This is a genomic window from Pseudomonas sp. RL (assembly GCF_000647775.1).
Classification (GTDB): domain Bacteria; phylum Pseudomonadota; class Gammaproteobacteria; order Pseudomonadales; family Pseudomonadaceae; genus Serpens; species Serpens flexibilis.
On the sequence record NZ_JBOY01000037.1, the window covers coordinates 23737 to 30816 of the forward strand.

General features: G+C 67.1%; 6 protein-coding genes. 4 read left to right on the plus strand and 2 right to left on the minus strand.

All coding sequences use genetic code 11. The features are described 5' to 3' along the window. Positions 1 to 134: 134 nt before the first annotated feature. Positions 135 to 2426 (minus strand): ATP-dependent DNA helicase, encoded by a 2292-nt coding sequence (locus tag AS93_RS0106965; protein WP_027589949.1) that lies wholly within the window; start codon positions 2424 to 2426, stop codon positions 135 to 137. Beyond that, positions 2423 to 4048 (minus strand): VRR-NUC domain-containing protein, encoded by a 1626-nt coding sequence (locus AS93_RS0106970; protein WP_027589950.1) that lies wholly within the window; start codon positions 4046 to 4048, stop codon positions 2423 to 2425. The genes AS93_RS0106965 and AS93_RS0106970 overlap by 4 nt, the downstream gene beginning before the upstream one ends. A 205-nt stretch (positions 4049 to 4253) precedes the next feature. Between AS93_RS0106970 and AS93_RS0106975 the strand changes: the two genes are divergently transcribed. From AS93_RS0106975 to AS93_RS0106990, 4 genes are all read left to right on the plus strand, one after another. Next, positions 4254 to 4472: a YdcH family protein gene (locus AS93_RS0106975; protein WP_027589951.1), complete on the plus strand. Its 219-nt coding sequence runs from the start codon at positions 4254 to 4256 to the stop codon at positions 4470 to 4472. Between the two features lie 101 nt (positions 4473 to 4573). Then, a complete protein-coding gene (locus tag AS93_RS0106980; protein ID WP_027589952.1) occupies positions 4574 to 4777 on the plus strand; it encodes a hypothetical protein in 204 nt (67 codons plus the stop codon). Between the two features lie 62 nt (positions 4778 to 4839). After that, positions 4840 to 5880 carry an NADP(H)-dependent aldo-keto reductase gene (locus AS93_RS0106985; protein WP_027589953.1) on the plus strand — a complete coding sequence of 347 codons (1041 nt, stop codon included), beginning with the start codon at positions 4840 to 4842 and terminating at the stop codon, positions 5878 to 5880. A gap of 187 nt (positions 5881 to 6067) precedes the next feature. After that, positions 6068 to 6898 carry a TlpA disulfide reductase family protein gene (locus AS93_RS0106990; protein WP_027589954.1) on the plus strand — a complete coding sequence of 277 codons (831 nt, stop codon included), beginning with the start codon at positions 6068 to 6070 and terminating at the stop codon, positions 6896 to 6898. Positions 6899 to 7080 lie beyond the last annotated feature (182 nt).

Here is a 7080-nt window from a genome sequence, read left to right on the forward strand (position 1 = left end):
GGATTCCCGGAGAGGGCGGGCGGGGGCATTGGCGGCGCTGAACAAGCACATGATGAACAGCCAGGTCGGGTTGCGGCAGGGCGCCTATGATCTCTCAGCGGCTGGCCGGGCACCAGCGGCCCGGCGGCCCTTCGTCACAACGGGCCTGCCTGTGGCACCTTGAGTCGCATCCCCTGCACGTCCCACCAGACCGGCAACAGGCGGCGCACCTCGGGCAGGGCGAAACGATCATCCAGCAGATGGAGCGTGCCGCTGTCCTCCGGAGTGCGGATCACCCGGCCCGCCGCCTGCACCACTTTCTGCAGACCCGGATACAGGTAGGTGTAGTCGTAGCCGCGGCCGAACATCGCCTGCATGCGCTGCTTCATCTGCTCGTTGACCGGATTGATCTGCGGCAGGCCGAGGGTGGCGATGAAGGCGCCGATCAGCCGGTCACCGGGCAGGTCGATGCCTTCGCCGAACACGCCGCCCAGCACCGCGAAACCGATGCCGCGTCCGCCGAGGCGGAACTGCTCGAGAAAGCGTTGCCGCTCGGCTTCGTCCATCTGCCGCGACTGCACCCACACCGGCACGTCGGGATGCCCAGCCTGGAACTGATCGAGCACCTGCTGCAGATAGGCGTAGCTGCTGAAGAACGCCAGGTAGTTGCCGGGCCGCTCGGCAAATTGGCGGGCCAGCAAATCGCTGATCGGCTGCAGCGATTCGGCGCGGTGTTGGTAGCGGGTGGACAGATCGCGGGTGACCCGCACCTGCAACTGCTCGGCGCGAAATGGCGAGGCCACGTTCAGCCAGGGCGTCTCCTCGGGCAGGCCCAGCAGGTCGGCGTAGAAGCTGGCCGGGCCGAGGGTGGCCGAAAACAGTGTGCAGCTGTGGGCGGCGCGAAAGCGTTCGGCCAGGAAATACGCCGGCACCACATTGCGCAGGCACAGTACCGAGGTGGACTGACGCGCGCTGTCTTCCTCGCGGGTGATGTCGAACAGCGAATGCTCGCCGAAGGCCTCGCCCAGTTGGCAGAACACCAGGGCATCCAGGTAGAAGCGCAGCAGCTCGGCGTCGTTGCCGGTGGGCTGGTCGGTCAGGTGATCGGTGATGGCGCTGACCGCCTTCTGCAGGGCGAGCAGAAACAGGTCCGGCGCGGCGGGATACACCTGATAGGGCACTTCCTGGTCGCGGTGCAGCTGGTTCCAGTGGCGGTTGACGCGCTCCAGTGCCGATTTCAGACCCGCCGGGGCGCTGCGCCGAAGGGCGCGGAAGGCGCGCTGGTCCAGCTCGGCGCTGTACATGGCACGCCCGCGCTCGATCAGGTTGTGGGCCTCGTCCACCAGCAGCGTCACGCGCCAGTCGTTGAGCACCGTCAGGCTGTAGAGCAGTGCGCTGAGATCGAAGAAGTAGTTGTAGTCGCCGACCACCACGTCGGCCCAGCGGGCCATTTCCTGGGCGAGGTAGTAGGGACAGATCTGGTGGTCCAGGGCGATCTCGCGCAGGCTGTCCTGATCAAGCCAGCCGCGCTCGGCGGCCGCCTGGCGTGCGGTCGGCAGCCGATCGTAGAACCCCCTGGCCAGGGGGCAGGACTCCCCGTGGCAGGCCTTGTCGCGATGTTCGCAGGCCTTGTCGCGGGCGGTCAGTTCCAGCACACGCAACGGCTGGGCAGCCGGCTGTTCGCGCAACGTGGTCAGGGCTTCCAGCGCCAGGTGCCGGCCGGTGGTCTTGGCGGTGAGGAAGAACAGCCGGTCCAGCTGCTGCCCGGGAAAGGCCTTCAGTTGCGGGAAGATCGTGCCCAGGGTCTTGCCGATGCCGGTGGTGGCCTGCGCCATCAGGCAGCGACCGTCACGGGCGGCGCGATACGCCGCCTCGGCCAGTTCGCGCTGCCCAGTGCGAAAGGCTGGATGGGGGAAACGCAGCTGCTCCAGCCCGCTGTCGCGGGCGCGGCGGTGCGCGACCTCCTGCTCGGCCCAGGTGATGAAACGCTCGCACAGGGTTTCGAAGAAGCTGCGTAGTGCGTCGGCCGGGAAGGTCTCCCGGAACACCGTCTCCTTCTTGCTCAGCACGTTGTAATACACCACCGCCAGCTCGATGGTTTCCAGTTCGCGCTCCCGGCACAGCAGCCAGCCGTAGACTCTCGCCTGCGCCCAATGCAGCTGGCGATGGTTGTCGGGGATGCGCTCCACCGCGCCGCGATGGGTCTTGATCTCCTCCAGCAGGTTCTGCGCCGGGTCGTAGCCGTCAGCGCGGCCGCTCACGGTCAGCATGCGGTACTCGCCGCTCAGGCGGTACTCGGCCAGGTACTCGGCGCCGCGCCGCGCCACCACCGCCTGGTGTCCGGCGATGCCTTCCTGGGCGGTAGGCGAGGGGGTGAAACGCAGGTCCAGGTCGCCAACCTTGGCGGCGAACTCGCACAGCGCGCGCACCGCGACCCGGTAGCTCACGCGGTTGCCCATTGCACGTAGCAGACTTCCACCGGCATGCCGTGCTCGGCGCAGAAGGCCAGCCAGCGGCGCTGGTTGTCCTGCAGACGATCGCCCGGGCCTTTCACCTCGATCATTCGGTAGCGACCCTCGGCCGGCCAGAACTGGATCAGGTCCGGCATGCCGGCGCGGTTGGCGCGCAGGTCGTCAAGCAGGCGCAGGCACCAGGCCTTGATGTGCGCGGCAGGAATACAGCGCAGCGCCAGGTCCAGCAGGGTTTCGTCCAGCGCGCCCCAGTGCACGAATGGCGACTGGATACCCTGCTTGGCGGCGTACACCTGGCGCAGATGCGACCGGTACGCGCCGTCGTCCAGACGCTGCAGGCAGCGCGCGAACACCTCGGTGCGCCGGCTGCGGAAGTCCGCGCTGTACAGATCGGTTGGTCCGCTGTGGAAGGGGTGGAAGAACGCGCCCGGCACGGGCGCGAAGATCGCCTCCCAGCACAGCAGGCCGAACAGGCTGCAGACCAGGCTGTTCTCCACGTAATGCACCGGCGCATCCGCCGTTGAGAGGTGCCGGGCCACGGCCAGCTCGACGCACTCCCCGCGGGCGGGCAGGGTCAGATCCAGGCGGGCGACCGGTGTTTCGACGGGGCGCACCCGCTTGCCCAGACCGAGCTGGCGGTCCAGGCGCGCCAGGGCGCGTTCGATCAGTTGCAGCTCGGCCTGGTTCTCCGGATCGCGCTGCGCTTCCAGCGCCAGGGCATGCGCCTCCGTCGGGCGGTTCAGGCGTTCCAGTACGCGCACGCGGCGCTGACGGGCGTCGGGATAGCGGCATTCGCCATACAGCTCGAGGGCGTGCTCCAGCTCGGCGTCGCGTTCCAGCTGCTGGGCGATCCGGAACAACACCTTGTCGCGCCGGCGTGCCAGGTAGGGGTTCTGGCAGTCCAGGCCGCGCAGGGCCGCCAGCACCTCCTGGAGTGGCTGGCCGGCTTCCCAATCGTCCCGGCAGCACTGGATGGCCAGGTAGGTGTCCAGGTCCTCGCGATGGCGGAATCCGCGCGATTCGGGACCGATCTCCACGCATTCGTAGCGAAAGATGCCCAGATCCGCAAGCACGAACTCGGACCAGTCCTGGCGCAGGTTGCCGAAGAACATCAGGCGCAGCCGTTCGCACAGCGCACCGACGGTCAGGCTGTAGAGCGGGTCGTCCAGCGCCGGGCACCACTCGGTGAAGGGGCGGGGCGCGGGATGCTGCGCGGCCAGCAGATCGAGCAGTTCGTTCTTCTTCATGCGCCCATGGGCGCGCGCGGCGGGCAGGTGACGAGCCAGTTCGTCCTTGCGCAACTGCTCGAACAGCTCGGCCAGGCTCAGCCCGGCGCGGGTGTCCAGCCAGCCGCTGTCCAGCAACGGTGCGGCGGCCTCCCGGGGGCAGCCGATTTCCGGGTAGGTGAGCTTGCTGGCGCGAAAATGCGGCCCCTTGCGCATGATCATGCGCACCAGCAGAGCCTGCGAGGCTTGGGCAAGGCCGCTGAAGCGCTCGATGAAGGCGCGCTCGGCGTCGTCCAGCAGGTCGGCAGAGCGCTCGACCAGCCAGTCCAGGCCCTTGTGGAAGTTGCTCAGGTAATACAGCTCGGGAGGCATGGTGTGCGGGGAGACTGTTTTTTTATACAGTACGCGAGCCGCCATCCGTGCGGCAAGGTGCGCCGGACGGGAAGCACGGGCCTTTGCGGCATGATCGATGTCAATGGAACGGCGGATAGGCGCTTGGTCGCCTATCCGGCACCGGGTTTTCGCCCGTAGGATTTTTTGCGAAGGCCCACAACACGAGCCCACAAGGAGCGTACCGATGTTTCCCGAATACCGTGACCTGATCAGCCGCCTGAAGAATGACGATGCGCACTTCTCCCGGCTCTTCGACGAGCACAACGAACTGGACCAGCGCATCAAGAACATGGAAGCGCACATCGAACCGGGCACCCCGGCCGAGATCGAGAACCTCAAGAAGGAGAAGCTGCGCCTGAAGGACCAGATGCATGTGGTGCTGAAGAAGGCTGCAACGGCCTGAGCGTACCTGCCGCCTTGCGGATGACCGCAGGGCGGCTCGGGGAATCGAATGTCGCACCGCGTCCTCGAACCTTGCACAGGTCCTTTGAGGGGAGGTGCACGATGAGACGATCCGGAGTTCTGGCCCAGCGCGATCCCGGCGACAATCAGATCGACTTTCCCGGCACGCCCGAACAGCAAGTGCCGCGCCGCGAGCCCGGCATCGAGCAGGTGCCGGACAACGAACGTGAAGAGGACGATGTCGGCGTCGATCCCGACCTGGGCGATCTCGACAACGGCCAGGCACCGGCGCGTGAAGAGCGCTGAACGGTGTCCTGCCGGCCGATATGACGATAGGCTCTGATCCCCATCTACCGGAGGAGACTCGGATGCACTACCGTCCACTCGGCAAGACGTCGCTGCAGGTCAGCAGCCTGGCACTGGGCACCATGACCTGGGGCGAGCAGAACAGCGAAGCCGAGGCATTCGAACAGATCCGCCGCGCCCAGGCGGCGGGCATCAATCTCATCGACACCGCCGAGATGTACCCGGTGCCGCCCAGTGCCGCGACCTATGGCGCCACCGAGACCATCATTGGCCATTACCTGCGCCGGCACGGCGGGCGGGGCGACTGGATCATCGCCAGCAAGGCCGCCGCGCCCGGCAATGGCATGGCCCACATCCGCGGCGGCACCAACCACTTCGATCGCGCCAACCTGACCCGTGCCGTCGAGGAGAGCCTGCGGCGCCTGCAGACCGATTACATCGATCTCTACCAGTTGCACTGGCCGGATCGGCAGACCAACTTCTTCGGCCAGCTGGGCTACCGGCACGATCCGGATGCGCACATCACGCCCATCGAGGACAGCCTCGAAGTGCTCGATGAACTGGCGAGAAGCGGCAAGATTCGCCATATCGGCCTGTCCAACGAGACGCCATGGGGGGTGCACCGGTTTCTGCACCTGGCCGAAACCCGCGGCTGGCCGCGTATCGTGTCGATCCAGAACCCGTACAACCTGCTCAACCGCAGCTTCGAGATCGGCCTGGCGGAAATGGCCATCCGCGAACAGGTCGGCCTGTTGGCCTATTCGCCGCTGGCGTTCGGACTGCTGTCGGGCAAGTACGAGAACGGCGCGCAGCCGCCGAAGGCGCGGTTGACGCTCTACGCGCGCTTCCAGCGCTACAACAATCCGCAGGCGCGGCGGGCCGCCAGCGCCTATGTCGCCCTGGCGCGCGAACACGGCCTCGATCCGGCGCAGATGGCACTGGCCTACGTGAGCAGCCGCCCGTTCCTGACCAGCAACATCATCGGCGCTACCACCCTGGAGCAGCTGGACAGCAACCTGGCCAGCCTGGAACTCACCCTGAGCGATACCGTGCTGCAGGCCATCGAACAGATGCATGCCGAGCAGCCCAACCCGGCGCCCTGAAGCGATCGGGCGCAGCTGGCCCGCGGCTGCGCTCCGGTTCCCTCCGCACTGCCGTCCGGGTGCGTCATCCGGTCCCAGGACTAAATCCACACAGGGACAAGGGCTTTAATCTCGCCTTAATCCCCCTGCCACAGACTCGTGGCCAGGGACAGGATGCCCGCTGATCCGAATTCGCGAGAGTGAACCGATGTTGAGTGTGAATGCGGGCCCTCTGGCCCTGGGCATGTCTCAGTTCCTGCTGATCGTCAGCTTCATCCTGGCCCTGCTGGTGGGCTGGTGGAGCGGCCGGCGATCCGCCTGCAACCCCGAACCGCAATTGTTTCGCCTGCTGCTGGTCGGCCTGCTGGTCGCTCGGGTGTCCTTCGTCGTCCGGTATTTCGACCTGTATCGCGAGTCCCCCTGGAGCATGCTGGACCTGCGCGACGGCGGCTTCCTGGCCGTTCCCGGTCTGCTGGCCGGCCTGGCCCTGGGTCTTTGGCAGACCTGGCGGGATGCCCGGCTGCGCCGGCCGCTGGGCCTGGGCCTGCTGGCGGGCGTGCTGTTCTGGAGCAGCGGCCACCTGATTCTCCAGGCCCTGGAGCGTTCCAGCCGCTTGCCGGTTCAGGCGCTGGTCGACCTGAACGGACGTCCGGTTCAGCTTGCCGACTACCACGGCCGGCCAATGGTCATCAACCTGTGGGCGACCTGGTGTCCACCCTGCCGGCGCGAGATGCCGGTGCTTGCCGAGGCCCAGCAGCGAGAGCCCGGCGTGACCTTTCTGTTCGTCAACCAGGGCGAGGGCGCGCGCACGGTGCGCGACTACCTGACCAGCCAGGGCCTGTGGCTGGACAACGTGCTGCTGGACAGCGGCAGTCGACTGGGCGCCCAGGTCGGCTCGGGGATGCTGCCCACCACCCTGTTCTACGACGCTGAGGGGCAGCAGCGGGGCAGTCACTTGGGTGAGCTGTCACGCGCCAGTCTCGCGCACGCGCTGCAACGGATCGCCCCGGATCAGTCGACTGTGCCCAAACGCCCATGAACACGCGGGACCACGCCTGGCGTGGCCCGGAATGCTTTGAGTAGTGCCTGCGAGGAAACGCCATGAGCAAATCTGATGAAACGCCTTCGACCGGCCGGCGCGGCCTGCTCAAGGACCTGCTGGGCCTGAGTGCCGCCGCCACGCTGCTGCCCCTGGCCGGCGCCGCCCAGGCCGGGATCGGC

Bases quoted from the DNA above. Each gene is read 5' to 3' on its own strand.
- AS93_RS0106980 (WP_027589952.1), top strand. From the start codon at position 4,574: ATGAGACGATCCGGAGTTCTGGCCCAGCGCGATCCCGGCGACAATCAG.
- AS93_RS0106970 (WP_027589950.1), bottom strand. From the start codon at position 4,048: ATGCCTCCCGAGCTGTATTACCTGAGCAACTTCCACAAGGGCCTGGAC.
- AS93_RS0106975 (WP_027589951.1), top strand. From the start codon at position 4,254: ATGTTTCCCGAATACCGTGACCTGATCAGCCGCCTGAAGAATGACGAT.
- AS93_RS0106985 (WP_027589953.1), top strand. From the start codon at position 4,840: ATGCACTACCGTCCACTCGGCAAGACGTCGCTGCAGGTCAGCAGCCTG.
- AS93_RS0106990 (WP_027589954.1), top strand. From the start codon at position 6,068: ATGTTGAGTGTGAATGCGGGCCCTCTGGCCCTGGGCATGTCTCAGTTC.